This window comes from Halomonas sp. NYA30, from assembly GCF_976980765.1.
Genome location: NZ_OZ334477.1, coordinates 3,527,370 through 3,545,881, shown reverse-complemented (window position 1 = coordinate 3,545,881; position 18,512 = coordinate 3,527,370). Strand labels below are relative to the sequence as shown.

Genomic DNA, 18,512 nt, shown 5'->3' with positions numbered 1-18,512 from the left:
GAACAATTCACTAGGTGAGCCCAAAGCGTGCAGTGCTCATAACATCAATATAAAGAGGTGTGTTCATGAAACGCCATACGTTTTCTACCGCTGCTTTCTCCGGTGCGCTACTGGCCGCCGCTGCCTTCGCCTCTCCGGCAATGGCACAGGATGACGAGCAATTCATCACCATCGGCACCGGTGGCCAAACCGGCGTTTACTACGTCGTAGGGCAGTCGATCTGTCGTTTGGTTAATCGTCTTGAAGACGCTGATATTAAGTGTAACGCACCTTCCACCGGTGGTTCTGTCGCCAATATCAATGGCATCAAGTCCGGCGAATTGGACATGGGTGTCGCTCAATCGGATGTCCAGTACCAAGCTTACAATGGTACCGGGAATTTCGAAGGTGAGGCCTATGAAGACCTGCGGGCTGTGTTCCGTGTCCACGGTGAGCCGTTGACCCTGCTTGCACGTGCTGACTCAGGCATCGAAACACTCGATGATTTGGAAGGCAAACGCGTCAATATCGGTAATCCAGGCTCAGGTCAGCGCAACACCATGGAAGTGGTGATGGAGGCCAAGGGCTGGACTGAAGATACGTTCTCTTTGGCATCTCAGCTTGATGCGGCCGAGCAAGCAGCGGCGCTCTCCGATAATAACGTCGATGCCATGGTGTATGTCGTTGGTCACCCCAATGGTTCCATCCAAGAAGCGACCACCACGGTTGATGCTCGTTTGATTCCGCTGAATGACGAAGACATTCAGGGCATTGTCGATGAATATCCTTACTACTCTTCATCAGTCATCCCGGGTGGTCTGTATCGCGGCAATGACGAAGATGTCGAAACTTTCGGTGTAGCAGCGACATTTGTTACCACCACTGAAGTTGACGAAGAAGTGATCTACCAGACCGTAAAAGCGGTTTTTGATAACTTTGATCGTTTCAAGCAGCTGCATCCGGCCTTCGAAAACCTCGATCCGGAAGAGATGGTAAGCGAAGGGCTTTCCGCACCGTTGCATGATGGGGCGGCGCGTTACTACCGTGAGCAAGGCTGGATTGAGTAATCCTTCAGCCTGAGGTGTTGCTACCTTAGTAAGAAATGCGCGGTTACCCCAGGGTGCCGCGCATTTTGGTTTAGGATATTGATAGGGCGTCTAAAAAATTGATAGGACGCCTAAAATGTTGATAGGACGCCTAAAATGTTGATAGGGCGTCTAGGATGTTAATAGGGCATTTCGATATGGCAATGATGCGTCAATCGACTCGGAGCAGGGCAGTCATATGACAGAAGATAAGAACAGGCCTTCGGGAGCCGGAGGGGACTTGGAGGATATGGTCGCCTCCAGCGACACGGGAGCCCGCAAACCGGCCGGTATGCCCGGCAAGCTCTTGGTAAGCATTGCGGCAGCGTGGTCACTTTTTCAATTGTGGATCGCATCCCCAGTGCCCTTCGTTCTGGGTTTTGGCGTGTTTAGTGCCACGGAAGCCCGCTCTATTCACTTAGCCTTTGCGCTGTTCCTGGCGTATATGGCCTATCCGGCACTCAAGCGCTCGCCGCGCGACCGTGTGCCGATCCAGGATTGGGTGCTGGCAGCGGCGGCGGCCTTTTGTGGCGCTTACATGTTTATGTTTTACGAGCAATTATCCCAGCGCCCCGGCGCACCGATACTGCAGGACGTGATTATTGGCATCGCCGGGATACTGCTACTGCTCGAAGCGACGCGTCGTGCGCTTGGCCCGCCGTTAATGATTGTGGCGTCAGTTTTTCTTCTCTACAGTCTGGCTGGCCCTTGGATGCCGGGGATTCTTTCCCATGGTGGGGTGAGCCTCTTTGGTTTGATTAATCATCAGTGGTTAACAACTCAAGGGGTCTTCGGTATTGCGCTGGGCGTCTCAACCAGCTTCGTATTCCTGTTTGTGTTGTTCGGTGCTCTGCTCGATAAGGCGGGCGCTGGCAATTACTTTATCAAGGTGGCGTTTTCGCTGCTTGGTCACTATCGCGGTGGGCCGGCTAAAGCCGCCGTGGTGGCCTCGGCAATGACTGGTCTGATTTCTGGCTCCTCAATTGCCAATGTGGTGACCACCGGTACCTTTACGGTGCCGATGATGAAGCGTGTTGGGTTTTCCGCTGAAAAGGCGGGGGCTGTCGAAGTGGCATCGTCGGTCAACGGACAGATTATGCCGCCGGTGATGGGGGCGGCCGCTTTTTTGATGGTCGAATATGTCGGTATTTCTTATGTAGAGGTGATTAAGCATGCTTTCCTGCCCGCGCTGATCTCCTATATCGCGCTGGTCTACATCGTTCACCTTGAGGCCCTAAAAGCCAATATGAAGGGGCTGCAAAGCAGCAACCCCCCTAAGCCGCTGGTCAATAAAGTGATCGGTTTCCTTGGTGGTCTGCTGCTGATGATGGTCACCGCGTTGGCAGTCTATTACGGTCTTGGCTGGCTCAAGCCGGTGTTGGGTGAGGCGACGCCCTGGGTGGTGGCTGTTGGGCTTACGGTTATTTATATCGCTCTTCTCAAGCTGGCGGCCGGTTACCCCGAGCTTGAGCTCGATGATCCTAACGAACCGATTTATTCGCTGCCGCAAACCAAGCCCACAGTGCTGGTTGGCTTGCAGTACATCCTGCCGGTGATTGTGCTGGTCTGGTGTCTGATGGTGGAGCGCTTATCGCCAGGGTTGTCGGCGTTCTGGGCCACTGTGTTCATGATTTTTATCATTCTTACTCAGCGCCCGATCACGTCGATTTTTCGCGGACGCAGCGATATGAGTGTGGATCTGCGTGAAGGTGCGATGGATCTGTGGAATGGCCTGGTCACCGGCGCCCGCAACATGATCGGCATCGGCATTGCGACGGCCACCGCTGGCATCATCGTCGGTGCCGTATCGCAGACCGGGGTGGGCCTGGTGCTAGCCGAGGTGGTGGAAACGCTGGCCATGGGCAACTTAATGCTCATCTTGCTGCTTACCGCAGTGCTTAGTTTGATTCTCGGCATGGGGCTACCCACGACAGCAAACTATATTGTCGTATCGGCACTGCTGGCACCGGTCATCGTCAACTTGGGCGCTGAAAATGGCTTGCTGGTACCGTTGATTGCGGTACACCTGTTCGTGTTCTACTTCGGCATTATGGCTGACGTTACCCCGCCGGTGGGGCTTGCGTCCTTTGCGGCGGCGGCTGTATCCGGTGGTGACCCTATTCGAACCGGCTTTCAGGCGTTCTATTACAGCCTTCGTACCGCAGCGCTGCCGTTCCTGTTCATCTTTAATACCGACCTGCTGCTCATCGATGTGACCTTCCTTCAGGGGGTGCTAATCTTTGTGGTGTCGACCATCGCGATGCTGATTTTCGCCGCGGCGACCCAGGGCTTCATGATTACGCGCAACCGTTGGTATGAGTCTATTGTGCTGCTGTTGATTGCGTTCACGCTGTTCCGGCCCGGCTTCTGGATGGACATGATTCATGATCCCTACGAATCCATCCCGCCCGCGCAGTTCGTCGAAGCATTGGGTGGTGTCGATGAAGACTCCACGCTGCGCTTGCAGATTGCCGGTCTCGATGATTATGGCGATCCCATGACCACTTACATGACCCTGCCGGTGCCTGAAGGTGAAACAGGCCAAGAGCGGCTTGATAACTTGGGTATGGAGCTCTTTATCGAGGATGGCACGGCGACCGTTGATATGGTGACCTACGGCAGCCAGGCGGCTGAACTCGGTTTCGACTTCGATCAAGAAATTATCGAGGTTCTGGCCCCCGTTGATCGCTGGACGAAAGAGCTAATGTGGATTCCTGCCTTCTTGCTCTTTGGGTTGATTGTATTAATGCAGCGTCGGCGTCGTGATAACACGCAAGCGACAGCCACCGCATGAAGGAGAGTGCCATGTACAGTAAGATCATGTTGCCGGTGGATTTGAACGAGGAGTCTTCCTGGTCGAAGGCGCTGCCCACGGCATTGACGCTATGTCGCACTTTCGGCGCCTCGCTTCATGTGGTGACGGTACTGCCGGACTATCGCATGCCCATGGTGGGTTCCTACTTCCCCAAGGACTTCGCTAAAAAAGCGCATGTCGCGATCACCGATGCGCTTCACGCGTTCATCAAGACGAATGTGCCCGATGACATTCAGGTGCAAAGTGTCATTGTGGATGGTTCGCCTTGGGAGGCCATTATCAAAGCCGGTAAGAAACTGGACGTGGATCTGATCGTCATGGCCTCTCACAATAAGCGTAAGTTTGTCGATTATGTGCTTGGTCCTAATGCAGAGCACGTTGTGCACCATGCCAAAATGTCGGTAATGATTGTGCGCTAGACATTCAAAGCGTCACGTAGCAACAACCAAAAACTCCGGGCAGCTAGCCCGGAGTTTTTTTATGGCTGGTACCTAAAGTTGGCTACATACGCTTTTGCTAACGCAGCAATTAAATTGGCGTTTTAAGGCCTTCTCATGGATTTTTTGTACGCATAGCCTTTCAGTCAACGCCTCGGGTCTTCAGGTCAGCTACATTAAGAGAGCATTAAGAAAGCACTGAGAAAAAGCACTGAAAGATAGTGTTATGCCATTAAGTTGGCATTAATGCCAGCAGCGCTAACAAGCGTTGATGCTTTGAGGTAAACCCTGAGTTCAGGACCTAGTATCAGGTACAACAGGAGTGATGCCATGAATGCGGCTACAACAAAAACAAACCACCATTCAGATCAGCCCAGCGTTAAAATTACTATTAATAAGGTCGGATTGGATCGGCCTAGAGCGTGGTTGGCTGCGGGGGTAGAAGATTTTCGCCGCGCAACGGTGGTCAGTCTTTCGTATGGCATGTTTTGGGTGGGCTTGAGTATCGCGATCACCCTTGGCGCATTTACGCTGGGATACTGGTATTGGTTGCTGCCCATGATTGCTGGCTTTATGTTTATTGGCCCCTTGGTCGCGGTTGGTTCCTATGGCATCAGCCGAGCCTTAGAACGGGGGCAAGTGCCTAACCTGGGAGATGCATTCGGAAGCTGGAGACCCCATGCCGGTCAATTGGCGATGATGGGGGTCATGATGATGATCTTCTTCCTGGCCTGGATTCGTTTAGCCACTCTGCTGTTTGCCCTGTTTTTTGGATTTGAAGTTCCTAGTCCCGCGACCCTCTATACATCGCTACTGACCACCTCAGAAGGCTTAGGCATGCTTGCCGTTGGCACAGTGGCAGGTGGCATTTTAGCATTCGGCGCGTTTGCTATTAGCGTCGTGGCGATACCCACACTGATGGATCAAGACTTAACCTTCATGGAAGGGATTGAAGCCAGCGTACGCTGTGTTGCCCGTAACTTTCGCGTGATGTTGTTGTGGGCGGTGATTTTAACGCTGTGTGTGTTGGTAGGTGTGATGACATTCTATATTGGCTTGGCGCTCATCTTGCCGGTATTAGGTCACGCCAGTTGGCATGCCTACGAAGAATTAGTGCGTTTTGAGCCGCTTGAGAAAATTAGCTCGTAACTCAGCTGTGAGCGAATAACGCTTCCATTACGATAAAAACATTACGAAAAAACAGTATTGAGCCTGACCTATTTAAGGAGATAGCGTAATCTTTATGCTGTCTCCTTTTATTTCTGGGCGTTTAAACCAACGGGTCTTTTGGCGTGAGGTGTTTACTGTGAAAGCGTTATTAATGGGGTGGGCTGTGCTGATATTCAGCATTCCCCTAGCGGGACTCGCTGAAACAGCCGATGGCTTAGAGGAACCCAGCGGGCCGGTTATTTTGACCGTTAGCGGTAATGTTGGCCTTACGAACGTGGGTGGTGAAGCGCAGTTTGACCGCGCCATGTTAGAGGCGTTACCACAGCACGAGTTCGATACTACCACACCCTGGACAGAAGCTAGTAACCACTATCGTGGGCCTTTAATGCGCGACTTGCTGGCGCGTTTAAACGCGGAAAGCGATACGGTACATGTCGCCGCCCTGAACGGCTACGAAGCGGAAATACCGGTGAGCGATTTTGAAGAGTATGACGTTATCTTAGCCCTTGAAAAGGATGAAAAAGCGATCCCCATTCGTGAGTACGGTCCGTTATGGGTGCTTTATCCCTTTGATGAGGATGAAGCGCTGTTAAGCGAAAAAATACGCTTCAGGGCGGTATGGCAGGTTATGCATATTGATGTTCGCTAGCGCTTCAACCGCACAGGCTTCCAGCCTGCTGCGTTATCCTCGCCGTTTTAAGCTCGTTGCCATCGTTGCGGTTTTGCTATTTGCCGCGGCGTTGGTCGTCGCTACCCTGGCTGCCTGGCGGCAGGAAAATCTCACTCAGAGTCTGCGTGAAGATACCGCCTGGGTGGTTTATAAGCTGGACCGCGATGCGGTACAGCTCTTGAACCATCTATTGGCTGTGACGCGTGAGTCGCTTACGTCCGAGACGCATGATGAGCTAAACCTACGCTTTGAACTGTTATATAGCCGCATTACGTTGCTCAATGAGGGTGAGGTCAGCACGTTATTGCAACAGATCGGTACGGCTCGGGAATTATTGGGCCAAATCCAGCAACAGCTGGATGTGCTGGATAGTATGTTTTATCCCTATGGTGGGCCTGAAGCCGAGGGGGGAATTGATCAATTACCGTTGACGGTGCTGGAAGAGGAATTGCAGGCGCTAACGCAGTTAACAGAGCGCCTGGTTATTGCGATTAATGGCTATTTGGCCGAGTCGGCGACCGAAGAGCGCGCCCAGCTCAGCCTGCTCTACAAGCTCCTCATGTCACTAATCGTCGGAATGAGCTTAGCGGCTTTTCTGGTGATTGCTTTCCTGGTGCGCGAAATGCGCGAAAGTGCGGCGGTCAGGCGCGAGCAGGAGCAATTAGGCCAGCAATTGGAGGTTACTGCCAAACAGGCGCAGGCGGCGAATCAAGCTAAGTCAGACTTCCTCGCCATGGTCAGTCACGAAATTCGTACCCCGCTGAACGGTGTGATTGGTATGAGTGAGTTATTACGGGAATCGGCGAGTCCCGCTCAGGTAGAGGATTACGCTCACACGATTTACGATAGTGCCAATCAACTGCTGGCAATGATTAATGAAATCCTCGATTTTTCTAAAATCGAAGCCGGTCACTTAACCCTGGAAATATCGCCTACTGCGCTAAAACCACTTATCGATAGTGTGGTGGTGCTGCTTGCACCCAGGGCAAAAGTTAAAGGATTGACGCTTACGGTTAACGTCGACCCCCTGGTGCCTGCGTGGGTGTTGGTCGATGCTGCCCGCCTGCGGCAGATACTGCTAAACCTGATCGCCAATGCGATCAAGTTCACTGACCATGGCGAGGTAAGCGTCAAGGTCTCCTCTACGGTAGAACAGCTATTATTTGAGGTGATCGACACCGGTTGTGGCTTAAGCGAGCAGCAGCAAGAGCGGCTTTTTCAGCCTTTTCAGCAGGCGGATGAGTCAGTGGCCCGCCGCTTTGGTGGAACGGGGTTGGGGCTTGCAATCTGCAAGCGGTTAAGCGAAGCCATGCAAGGGCGGTTAGGGGTCAAGAGCCAAGTAGGCCAGGGAAGTACCTTCTGGTGCCAGTTGCCCTTGGTTGAAGCTGACCCTGTTTCAGCGTCACTGCCCGTAATGCCTAAACGCGATTTTTCCGGCACAACGCTGCTGCTGGTGGAGGACAATGCGGTCAACCGCAAAGTCGCCATTGGCTTGTTATCGCGCCTAGGCTGCGATGTGGTCTGGGCCGAGAACGGTCATGACGCCTTGGCAATGGCCCAGTCACAGCAGGTACAACTCATCTTTATGGATATCCAGTTGCCCGATATGGATGGCTTGTTAGTCACTCAGCGCTTACGCGAACAGGGTGGCTGGCTGGCGAGTGTTCCTATCGTCGCCATGACGGCAGGCGGCGCTGAAGATGACCGACAACGCTGCCTGGCGGCGGGCATGAACGATTACATTACCAAGCCACTGTCACTTTCGGTGTTAAGTAACGTGCTGGCGTTACAGCTTTTTGCCACTCCCGACACGGCTCCTGTACAAGCATTAGCGGGAACACAAACGCCAACCGAGGGGCCGCCGTTACTGAATGACGACACTCTCACCATGCTGAAAGCGTCACTGGGAGAATCGAGCCTGATCCAACTGGCGATGCTTTACCATCAGCAAGTCAGCGATTACACCGAGCAACTGGCTGCCTGCCTGGCAGCAACCCCACTGACACCAGAACAGCATCATCAAGTCATGCGTTTGGCGCACCAGCTGCGCGGCGAGTCAGTGAGCATGGGCGCTGACCAGCTTGCCGAATTGGCGAAGCAGTTGGAGATATTGGCCAAGACAAAGCAAGCCACTGCCCGCCAACTCAATGATGTGTTCAGCACGTTAAGGCTTTCTGCGGCGCATACCCATGCCGCACTGGAGAGGTGGTGTCGTGACCACTTATCCCGTTGAAAAGGGCATTATTACGGCGGCTAGCCAGCATCCCGACGCTTCCTACGCTGCAGCCGAGCTAGCTTGCGCCCTATGTCACGAGCATTTGGGCTTCGTTCTGTTCTTCTGCAGCGCGGAGTATGATTTAGCGGGGCTGGCGGCCGCTTTAGAGCGAAGCTTTCCCTCCACGCCGCTTAGCGGCTGCACTACCGCTGGGGAAATAACGCCGCTTGGTTATGATCGCGGTTCGATCGTCGCGATGGGCTTTGATCGTCGTTGGTTTGCCATCGAAACAGCGCTGATCGATGACCTGGATCATTTTGAGTTGGCCAACGCTCAGCCGCTAGTCGATACCCTATTGGAGCGTTGCCGTCGACAAGCCGTCGCGCCCATTAATGAGCACAGCTTTGCGCTCACCTTATTGGATGGCTTATCGAGTCGCGAAGAGCAAGTGCTTGCCACCTTGGATGCCGCGCTGGGGCGTATACCCAGCTTTGGCGGCTCTGCGGGCGATGATAATCATCTCAGCCATACCCATGTGTACACCGCCGGGCGCTTTCATACCCGGGCTGCGGTGGTGGTGATGATTAATACCCAGCTGCCCTTTGACGTCTTTTCGACTCATCATTTGACCCCATTGGCCCACAAACTCGTGGTAACGGAGGCGAATCGTGAGCAGCGTCGGGTAATCGAGCTCAATGGTCTACCCGCCGCGCAGGTATATGCCGACTTAGTGGGCGTGGCACCTGCGCAGCTCAATGCGGCGATTTTTGCCCATCATCCATTGGCGGTACGTATCGGTGGGCAGCACTATGTGCGCTCCATTCAGCGCGTTAATAGCGATAGCAGCCTAAGTTTTTACTGTGCAGTAGAAAATGGCATCGTGCTGACGGCGATGCAACCAACGCCGCTACTCGATAACCTTGAAGAGATGCTTGCCGGGGTGAGCGCCAGGCTGGGTACGCCTAGTGTGATCATTGCCTGCGACTGCTTTTTACGCCGTATGGAGCTTGAAGCGCTAGCCCATCTAGATCAGGCGTCGCAGCTGCTGCGCCAGGCTGGGGTAGTGGGGTTCAATACCTACGGTGAGCAGCACCATGGCATGCATGTGAATCAAACGTTTACGGGGGTGGCGTTTGGATCTCTTCCAACTAACGACAACCACTGAAGCCACCAATAGCCAGGACGAGGCCGAGGTCGCTGCGCTGCGCGAAGAGAACCGTCGCCTGCGAAAAGTCTGCCAAGCGCTAATGGAGCGGGTGGAAGGTGATGGTAGTGCCGAGGGCGCCCCTTATGCCGCCTTTGAGCGTTCAGTGCTACTTGCCGAGCAGGTTCGGGAACGTACCGATACCTTGCACCGTACCTTGGATGAATTGGGTCAGGTCAATACGCGATTACTGGCGGCCAAAGCCGAGGCTGAAGCGGCCAACCTCTCTAAAACAAAATTCCTTGCGGCGGTCAGCCATGACCTGTTGCAACCGCTTAACGCGGCCCGCCTGTTTGCCAGCGCTTTAGAAACCCACTCACTGCCTGAAAACTCGCAAATACTAGTGGGTCATATCGGCCGCTCGCTGAAAGATGTGGAAGGCCTGATCGGCACGCTGGTGGATATCTCGCGCTTGGATGCGGGGGTACTGCGTGCCGATAAAGCACCGTTCGCGGTGAGTACACTGCTCGATACGCTGGCGGAAGAGTACCGCCAAGTGGCTGGCGTGCGGGGCTTGGCGTTGCACTACGTGCCCTCCAGTATGATGATTGAATCAGACTTGGCGCTGCTGGCACGGGTCATACGCAACTTCCTCAGTAACGCGGTGCGCTATACCGAACATGGCCGCGTGCTGCTGGGCTGCCGACGACGCCCTCATGGTTTGGAAATTATGGTGGGCGATACCGGCCCCGGTATTCCAGAGCAGCAGCGTGAAGCGATCTTTCTGGAGTTCCGGCGGGTTAACCAACCCCATAGTGCTAATAGCCGTGGCTTAGGGCTGGGGTTAGCCATCGTTGACCGGATCAGTAGCATGCTGGAGCAACCGGTATCCCTTGCTTCCCGCCCCGGTGTAGGAGCTCTTTTCTCGATCACCGTGCCTTACGCGGCGGTCCCATCATCGGCACTGCCCACGCGCTATACCTCGCCTTCATCTGAGATAGGTGATCCGCTGCAGGGCTGTATCGTCTGGGTGATCGATGATGATTTGGCCATTATTGAGGGCATGCAGGCACTGCTAAGCAGTTGGGGTTGCCGGGTACGTGCGGCCGCCACGGTGAGCGCCCTTGAGGCCGCCAGCGATGGTGAGCGCCCTGCGGTGCTGCTGGTCGATTACCACTTGGGTGAACATCGTGAAACCGGTATTGATCTGGCCGCGCGCTTACAGCGGCGCTATCCCGGGTTGGCCGCCGTGGTCATAACGGCGAATCATGAGGCAGAGATTAAGCGGGCCACCCGTGAGGCGGGCATGCACTGTTTGCTAAAACCGCTCAAACCGCTGCGGCTGCGCATGCTGCTTGGCTCGCTGTTGCATAAGCATTAGTGAGCCCGGTTGGCGCGATAAAAACTTAAATCCTCCTCTCCGGCAATGACGATCGCATGTACCCGACTGGTCGCATTTAATTTACGCAAAATCGCCGAGACATGGGTTTTAACGGTGGTTTCGGCAATCAACAATTCTCGCGCAATATGCTTATTGGACATGCCTTTGGCCATACAGCCCAAGACCATCAACTGCTTTTCGGTCAGGCGCGCCAGGCGCTCGCTGGGCGTTGTGGCGGTGACGGTCGTGGGGGGCAATGACGCGCGGGGCGCAGGCCGTCGCATGATGTCGGGCGGCAGGTAAAGCTGGCCTTCAAGAATCTGCGTTAAGGCTGCCAGCATTGCTTCCCGGGGCGTAGATTTGGGGATATAGCCCACCGCGCCCAGGGTAATGGCATCCAGCACCAGTTGGCGCTCTTGATGCGCAGAGACAATTGCTACCGGCAGCCATGGAAACACCTCGCGCAGGCGGGTCAGCCCTTCTAGTCCCTCGGCATCAGGCAGGCTTAAATCCAGTAGCAGCAAATCCAACTCCGCATGCTGTTCCACCAACGTCATCGCATCAGCGAGACTCTCCGCTTCCGCCAGTTGGCTGCCTGCCAAGCCCCCGCTAATCACGGTTTGCAGCGCATCACGGAACAGCGGGTGGTCATCGGCCACTAACAGGGAATACATGGCGTCTCCTACCAAGGGATGAGGGCTAATCCTGCCATCGGGCTATATCGCCATTTGCTTTAGTGAACAACACTGTTTAGGCATCTTAAAAAGGCACCTTTAATAATCATAATACTCAGGAGCATGACAATGATCTACGCCAACCCTGGTGACACCGGTTCACTGGTGTCATTTGAAAAGCGCTATGGCAACTATATCGGCGGCGAATTCGTTGCCCCGGTCAAAGGCCAGTACTTTGATAACATCAGCCCTGTTAATGGCCATGTTTTTTGCGAAATTCCCCGCTCGACGGCAGAAGATATCGATAAGGCCTTAGATGCTGCCCACAAAGCGGCGCCTGCCTGGGGTAAAACCTCGGTTCAAGAGCGCAGCAATATTCTGTTGAAAATCGCCGACCGCATTGAGCAAAATCTGGAAATGCTCGCCGTCGCCGAAACCTGGGATAACGGCAAAGCGGTACGCGAAACCATCAATGCCGATCTTCCATTGGCTGTCGATCACTTCCGCTATTTTGCAGGCTGCCTGCGCTCGCAGGAGGGCACCGCAGCGGATATCGATGCCAACACGGTTTCCTATCACTTCCACGAACCGCTAGGCGTGGTGGGCCAGATCATCCCCTGGAACTTCCCGATCCTGATGGCCGCCTGGAAACTGGCGCCTGCGCTGGCAGCGGGTAACTGTGTGGTCTTGAAGCCCGCAGAACAAACCCCCGCGTCGATTCTGAAAGTGATGGAAGTGATTGGCGATTTGCTGCCGCCTGGCGTTCTCAATATCGTCAATGGCTTTGGTGCCGAAGCGGGTCAGGCACTGGCTAGCAGCAAGCGTATCGCCAAGATCGCTTTTACCGGCTCCACGCCTGTCGGTTCGCATATTTTGAAATGCGCGGCAGAAAACATTATTCCCTCTACCGTGGAGCTAGGCGGCAAATCCCCCAACATCTACTTTGCCGACATTATGAACGCCGAGCCGACGTTTATTGATAAAGCGGTAGAAGGCCTGGTGCTGGCGTTCTTTAACCAGGGCGAAGTGTGTACCTGTCCTTCTCGCGCGCTCATTCAAGAGAGTATGTACGACGAGTTCATGGCCAAGGTTATTGAGCGCACCCAAACCATCAAGCGTGGCAACCCGCTGGATACCGATGTGCAGGTAGGTGCTCAGGCATCCCAAGAGCAGTTCGACAAGATCATGTCGTACATGGACATTGCCCGCGACGAAGGCGCCGAGTTCCTCACCGGTGGCAATAAAGAAACCCTGGACGACAGCCTTAACAGTGGCTATTACATCCAGCCAACGTTGCTCAAGGGCAACAACAAGATGCGTGTTTTCCAGGAAGAGATCTTTGGCCCAGTCGTGGCGGTGACCACCTTCAAGGATGAGGAAGAAGCGCTGGCGATTGCCAACGACACCGAGTTCGGTCTGGGCGCTGGCCTGTGGAGCCGCGATATCAACGTCGCTTTCCGTATGGGCCGGGGCATTCAAGCCGGGCGAGTGTGGACCAACTGCTACCATCAATATCCCGCCCACGCGGCATTCGGTGGCTACAAGAAATCCGGCGTCGGCCGCGAAACCCACAAGGTGGCGCTTGAGCACTACCAGCAAACCAAAAACCTGCTGGTCAGCTACGACATCAATCCGCTGGGCTTCTTCTAACCCGCCACGTTTTTCTATGTATAGCTAACCCACACCGTCCGGCATCAGCCGGGCGGTAATTGTCAGTCCCCTGACGCTGACTCTACTGATAAGAGCAGTGCTTAAACTGCCGTATCGAAAACTATTAGGAGTTGTATCATGGATAGCACAATGCGCGCGGCGGTCGTTCGTGAGTTTGGCCAGCCGTTGGTCATAGAAGAAGTTGATGTACCTCGCCCCAAGCAGGGCGAAGTGTTGATGAAAGTGGCGGCCTCTGGTGTCTGCCATACCGATTTACACGCTGCTCACGGCGATTGGCCGGTAAAACCCTCGCCACCGTTTATTCCAGGGCACGAAGGCGTTGGGCATATCGTGGCGGTGGGTGAAGGCGTTACCCATGTCAAAGAGGGTGATCGTATTGGTGTACCCTGGCTCTACTCGGCCTGTGGTTACTGCGAGCACTGTTTAGGCGGTTGGGAGACGCTGTGCGAGTCCCAGCAGAATACCGGCTACAGCGTTAACGGCGGGTTCGCGGACTACACCTTAGCGGATGCAGGCTATGTAGGGCGCTTGCCGGATGCCGTTGATTTTATCGAAATAGCCCCGGTGCTGTGTGCCGGTGTAACGGTTTATAAAGGCTTGAAAATGACCGATACCCACCCCGGTCAGTGGGTGGTGATTTCGGGTATTGGTGGCCTGGGCCATATGGCGGTGCAGTACGCTAAAGCGATGGGGCTGAACGTGGCGGCTGTCGATATCGATGACGGTAAGCTAGCCCTGGCTGAGCGTTTAGGCGCCACGGTAACTGTTAACGCCATGAAAACCGACCCAGCGGCCTACCTGAAGAAAACCATTGGTGGCGCTCACGGTGCCTTGGTGACAGCGGTGTCGCCGAAGGCGTTTGATCAAGCGCAGAATATGCTACGCCGCGGCGGCACACTGGTGCTCAATGGCCTACCACCCGGCGACTTCCCGCTGCCAATTTTTAGCACAGTGCTCAATGGCATTACCATACGTGGCTCTATCGTTGGCACGCGCAGCGACCTGCAGGAAGCGCTGGATTTCGCTGCCGAAGGCAAGGTTAAGGCCACGGTCGCAACCGATACGCTGGACAATATCAACGATGTCTTCCAGCGCATGATCGACGGCAAAATCGAGGGTCGTATCGTGTTGGATATGGCGAGCTGACATCGTTCTAGTGTCGTATCTCAGGGGGAGGCAACTCCCCTTTTTAATTTCGGCAGTGTCACTGCTCAGGCACGATTTAATCCCCGCCGTTCCCCTGTTGGCCCAACCAACGGCGCGCCATTCGCTCTGCGTGGGCAAGGTTACTGACAACCGCTAACTGACCTGCTTCGCGCTTAATGCCCGCGCGTTTGAGTTTCAGCGCCATGCGCGGTGACAACCCTACAAATATTACCCCCACCCCATGCTCGCCCAGCTCGCGTCGCAGCGTATCCAGCGCCACCATGGCGGTGGTATCCAGGCTGGGTACATCGCGCATATCCAGAACGACGATTTTTACGCTGTGGTCAATCACTCTGAGTGTGGCAATGGCCTTTTCTGCTGCGCCAAAAAACAGCGGTCCGCTTATCTTATAAAGGGCTACTTCCGGCGGGAAGTGTTCGCTGGTGTTGGGTGCCGCCAAGCGTTGGGTATGAGTCAGCTGTGCCATTCGGCGAATAAACAGCGCGGCGGCTAGGCCAATACCCACGGCCACGGCAACCACCATGTCGAAAATAACCGTCAGTGCGAAACAGATTACCAATACCCATACATCGCTGGCAGGTGCGCTTTTTAGCGTGTGCATAAAATGCCGCGCTTCACTCATGTTCCAGGCAATAATAAACAGAAGCGCGGCCAACGCAGCCATCGGTACATACCCCAACACGCCCGCCAGTGCGACGACGGCCAGCAGCACCACTAACGAGTGCACCAGCGCAGCGACAGGTGAAAACGCGCCACTTTTGATATTGGTCGCGGTGCGTGCCAGTGCGGCCGTGGCGGTAATACCGCCAAAGAAGGGTACCACCAGATTGCCGAGCCCTTGGCCAATCAGTTCTGCATTGGGGTCATGGCGGGTGCGGGTTAAGCCATCTGCGACAACGGCGCACAGCAACGATTCAATCGCAGCGAGTAAAGCGATCGCCAGTGCCGGGCCCAGCAGCGCTTGAATCAACGCAAAGTCGATTTCAAGCGGTGAGCCGTCGGCACCAGGGAAATGCCACGGTGCGATAAAGCCAGGCGCGAAGGGAGGAATGCCACTGCCGCTTTCGCCCTGATACTCCCAGCTAAAGCGCGAGGCGATAGTATCGACCTCGACACCACCCACCAGCAGCAGGGCGGCAACCAGGGTACCCACCGCCAAGCCAACCAGCGGGGCAGGAACTGGCGTATTCAGACGGGGCCAGATTAACAGCGTTGCCAAGGTCACAAGCCCGACGCTGATTTCAGCCAGTGACAGAGTGGGCAGTGCTCGACCAATCAGCATGAGGTTACGCAGAGTACTATCGCCGAGCTCGACCCCGGCCAAACCGAGAAAATCGGGCAGTTGCAGCAGCGCAATGACGACGCCAATGCCCGCTGTGAAGCCAAGAATGACCGGGTAGGGGACGTACTGAATCAGGCTTCCCAACCGCGACAGCCCCAGCGCGACCAAAATGGCGCCTGCCATAAAGGTAGCAATCAGCAGCCCGCCCAAACCATGATTGGCCACAATGGGGAATAGGATCACCACAAAGGCGGCGGTAGGGCCAGAGATATTAAACCGCGAACCGCCGGTCAAGGCGATCACCGCGCCTGCCACGATGGCAGTGTATAGCCCGTGCTGAGGTGGCACGCCAGTAGCGATGGCCAGCGCCATGGAGAGCGGTACCGCCACCACACCAATCGTCAGACCCGCCATTACATCCCGCTTGAATTTGGCCAGCGTATACCCTTCACGCCAGGCGTTTACTAACGCGCGGCCAGGCATCGGGAAAACGTATCCCGAAGATTGATGGACACGGGACATAGAGTCAGCCTCCTAAAAATAGGGAAAACAAGCCATTACGCTACGCCTGCGGTGAAATTTGCACAACAAGTCGTTAGTCGCGGAGTCGTTCGCGCACAAAAAATCCCAGCCGCTTGGCTGGGATTTTTTTAGGCTAAGCGCAGATGCTTACTTATATCTGCGAGTCTTCAGGCGGTTCGCCGATGGTGCCAGGCATTGCCTGAACATGACCCATCTGCTCACCGGCCAAGGTGAGGAAGTGTAAGTGGCGCTCATACTCAGCCACCAAATCACCAATCACCTGACCACGGGTATAACCGTTAAGGTCTTTATCTTGTCCACCTTCCGCCAGGTACACATCCAAGCGTACATAAAAGTCGTCATCGGCAGGGATGAAGCTGGGCGTGCGCATGCGGTGCGGGCAAACCTGATAGACAAAGCTGGTGGCTTCGCCGAAGTCGACCTGGAGGGTCAGGTTCGGCAGCGCCTCGCCCTCAACGCGCTCTTCCGTCACATTGGCGGTTTGGCCCCGGCTCTCAAGCTCTTGAGCGAACTGGGTCATCGCCGGGCGAATCGCATGCTCGATCGTAGCGGCCGCACCGGCGCGATTAGAAGTATCCAGAGCGCGGTCCAAACGCTCTTTCCAATCGCCACCGGGGGCACTACCGGCAATCATGCGGCGTGCATCGGCCTTGCTGCCTTCCAGTTTCAGGGCTTTATACATACCCACCATGACCGCGAAAATAACCAGCGAGAACGGCAGTGCGGTAATGACCACGGCGCTTTGCAATGCATTCAAGCCACCCGCCATCAGCAGGGCGATAGTGATCAAACCGATCGTCGCCGACCAGAAAATACGCAGTTTCACCGGCGCATCGTGGTTCACATCGCTCAAAATAGAAGTGAAGTTGGCCAGTACCAGCGCACCGGAATCGGCTGAAGTAATAAAGAACACGATACCCAGTACGGTCACGACCGCCGCGGTAAGGCCCACGTAGGGGTAGTATTCAAGCAGTGTGTAAAGCGTGGTTTGCGGCGTATTGAGCGCCTGCTCACCAAGCTCGGCAACGCCTTGGTTGGCCACCAGCTCGATGCCGCTGTTACCAAATACCGACATCCACACCATCATAAAGGCCAGCGGAATAAACAGTGCACCAGCGACGAATTCACGAATGGTACGGCCACGGGAGATACGTGCCAGGAATAGTCCCACGAAAGGCGTCCAGGCAATCCACCAGCCCCAGAAGAAGATCGTCCACCACATCTTCCACTCTTGTGCGCCCTCATCGGCAAAGGCATAAGTGTCGAAGCTAGCGCCTACAAAGCCCGATAGATAATCACCGGCGTTGTTGACCACTTTATCCAGTAACACCAGCGTGTCGCCGGAAAAGAGTACAAACAGCATCAGCGCCAACGCCAGTAGCATGTTGAACTCTGATAAGCGGCGAATGCCTTTCTCAACCCCGGTCACCACGGAAATCGTTGCTAACACGACCACCAGCACAATCAGAATCACCTGCACGGTGAGGGTTTCCGGCACACCGAACATATAGGTGAGGCCGTAGTTAAGCTGCATTACCCCGATGCCAAGGCTGGTAGCAATGCCGAATACGGTGGAGATCACTGCGGTTATGTCCACCGCGTTACCAATCGGGCCGTGGATACGTTTACCGAGGATCGGGTAAAGCGCGCTGCGAATCGCCAGTGGCAAACGGTGACGGTAGCTGAAGTAAGCCAGCGCCATACCCATCAACACGTACAGCCCCCAGCCGGAGAGCCCCCAGTGCAGATAGGTTTGAACGACGGCGTTACGCATCGCTTCCTGGCTTTCCGGGGTTAAATCCGGCGGCGCCAGATAGTGAGCCACCGGCTCGGCAACGCTGAAGAACAGCAGGTCGATGCCGATACCCGCGGCAAACAGCATGGCCGACCAGGAGAGTAGCGAGAACTCAGGCCGAGAGTGATCAGGCCCCAGACGAATACTGCCAAAGCGCGACATACCAATGGCGATGACGAAAACCAGGTAAGCCACAATGGCGAGCATGTAGTACCAGCCAAAGGTTTTGCTCACCCAGGCAAGCCCGGCATCGAAAAAGGCCCCAGCTTGCTCGGTAAACAGCATAGTGAGCACTAAAAAGATAAGTATGCCCGCCACACTGCCGTGGAAAACCACGGGGTTGAGGCGGTCGCGGGAGGGAAGGACGGGATTGTCTTTCGCCATCGAGGTGGACTCCTTTTCGTTGAAGGGTGGATGTAATATTTTATTTTGAATGAACGTTCAAATAAAATACGCGATTAAACCTTCCCCTTCAAGTTAACCT

At 55.0% G+C, this 18,512-nt stretch carries 13 protein-coding genes; 10 read left to right on the top strand and 3 right to left on the bottom strand.

The window, feature by feature from the left end; genetic code table 11:
- The first annotated feature begins 65 nt into the window (after positions 1-65).
- From ACWI0H_RS16415 to ACWI0H_RS16380, 8 genes are all read left to right on the top strand, one after another.
- On the top strand, positions 66-1,046 hold the full coding sequence (locus ACWI0H_RS16415) for a TAXI family TRAP transporter solute-binding subunit (protein ID WP_485873989.1): 981 nt from the start codon (positions 66-68) through the stop codon (positions 1,044-1,046).
- A 217-nt stretch (positions 1,047-1,263) separates the two neighbouring features.
- Entirely contained in the window at positions 1,264-3,858 is a 2,595-nt protein-coding gene (locus tag ACWI0H_RS16410; RefSeq protein WP_485873988.1) for a TRAP transporter permease, read from the top strand.
- Between the two features lie 11 nt (positions 3,859-3,869).
- Positions 3,870-4,298 carry a universal stress protein gene (locus ACWI0H_RS16405; RefSeq protein WP_101147489.1) on the top strand — a complete coding sequence of 143 codons (429 nt, stop codon included), beginning with the start codon at positions 3,870-3,872 and terminating at the stop codon, positions 4,296-4,298.
- Positions 4,299-4,646: 348 nt separating this feature from the next.
- On the top strand, positions 4,647-5,465 hold the full coding sequence (locus tag ACWI0H_RS16400; RefSeq protein WP_101147488.1) for a DUF2189 domain-containing protein: 819 nt from the start codon (positions 4,647-4,649) through the stop codon (positions 5,463-5,465).
- 94 nt (positions 5,466-5,559) lie between these two features.
- Positions 5,560-6,135, top strand: a complete 576-nt coding sequence (locus ACWI0H_RS16395; protein WP_101147487.1) for a putative pterin-binding protein — start codon at positions 5,560-5,562, stop codon at positions 6,133-6,135.
- On the top strand, positions 6,125-8,389 hold the full coding sequence (locus ACWI0H_RS16390; RefSeq protein ID WP_485873987.1) for a hybrid sensor histidine kinase/response regulator: 2,265 nt from the start codon (positions 6,125-6,127) through the stop codon (positions 8,387-8,389). The genes ACWI0H_RS16395 and ACWI0H_RS16390 overlap by 11 nt, the downstream gene beginning before the upstream one ends.
- A complete protein-coding gene (gene nosP, locus ACWI0H_RS16385) occupies positions 8,370-9,536 on the top strand; it encodes a nitric oxide-sensing protein NosP (RefSeq protein ID WP_008956025.1) in 1,167 nt (388 codons plus the stop codon). Before ACWI0H_RS16390 ends, nosP begins: the two co-directional genes overlap by 20 nt.
- Positions 9,505-10,896, top strand: coding sequence for a hybrid sensor histidine kinase/response regulator (locus ACWI0H_RS16380; protein WP_485873986.1), 1,392 nt, complete (start codon positions 9,505-9,507; stop codon positions 10,894-10,896). The genes nosP and ACWI0H_RS16380 overlap by 32 nt, the downstream gene beginning before the upstream one ends.
- Here the strand turns inward: ACWI0H_RS16380 and ACWI0H_RS16375 are convergent.
- Positions 10,893-11,570 carry a response regulator gene (locus ACWI0H_RS16375; protein ID WP_101147483.1) on the bottom strand — a complete coding sequence of 226 codons (678 nt, stop codon included), beginning with the start codon at positions 11,568-11,570 and terminating at the stop codon, positions 10,893-10,895. The two genes, ACWI0H_RS16380 and ACWI0H_RS16375, sit on opposite strands and share 4 nt — an antisense overlap.
- Before the next feature lie 129 nt (positions 11,571-11,699).
- Between ACWI0H_RS16375 and exaC the strand changes: the two genes are divergently transcribed.
- Positions 11,700-13,220, top strand: a complete 1,521-nt coding sequence (gene exaC, locus ACWI0H_RS16370; protein WP_485873985.1) for an acetaldehyde dehydrogenase ExaC — start codon at positions 11,700-11,702, stop codon at positions 13,218-13,220.
- 138 nt (positions 13,221-13,358) lie between these two features.
- Positions 13,359-14,387 carry an alcohol dehydrogenase AdhP gene (gene adhP / locus ACWI0H_RS16365; protein WP_101147481.1) on the top strand — a complete coding sequence of 343 codons (1,029 nt, stop codon included), beginning with the start codon at positions 13,359-13,361 and terminating at the stop codon, positions 14,385-14,387.
- A 76-nt stretch (positions 14,388-14,463) separates the two neighbouring features.
- On the opposite strand, the gene dauA is transcribed toward adhP, so the two are convergent.
- Positions 14,464-16,212: a C4-dicarboxylic acid transporter DauA gene (gene dauA / locus ACWI0H_RS16360; RefSeq protein ID WP_101147480.1), complete on the bottom strand. Its 1,749-nt coding sequence runs from the start codon at positions 16,210-16,212 to the stop codon at positions 14,464-14,466.
- 151 nt (positions 16,213-16,363) lie between these two features.
- On the bottom strand, positions 16,364-18,412 hold the full coding sequence (betT, locus tag ACWI0H_RS16355) for a choline BCCT transporter BetT (RefSeq protein ID WP_485873984.1): 2,049 nt from the start codon (positions 18,410-18,412) through the stop codon (positions 16,364-16,366).
- Positions 18,413-18,512 lie beyond the last annotated feature (100 nt).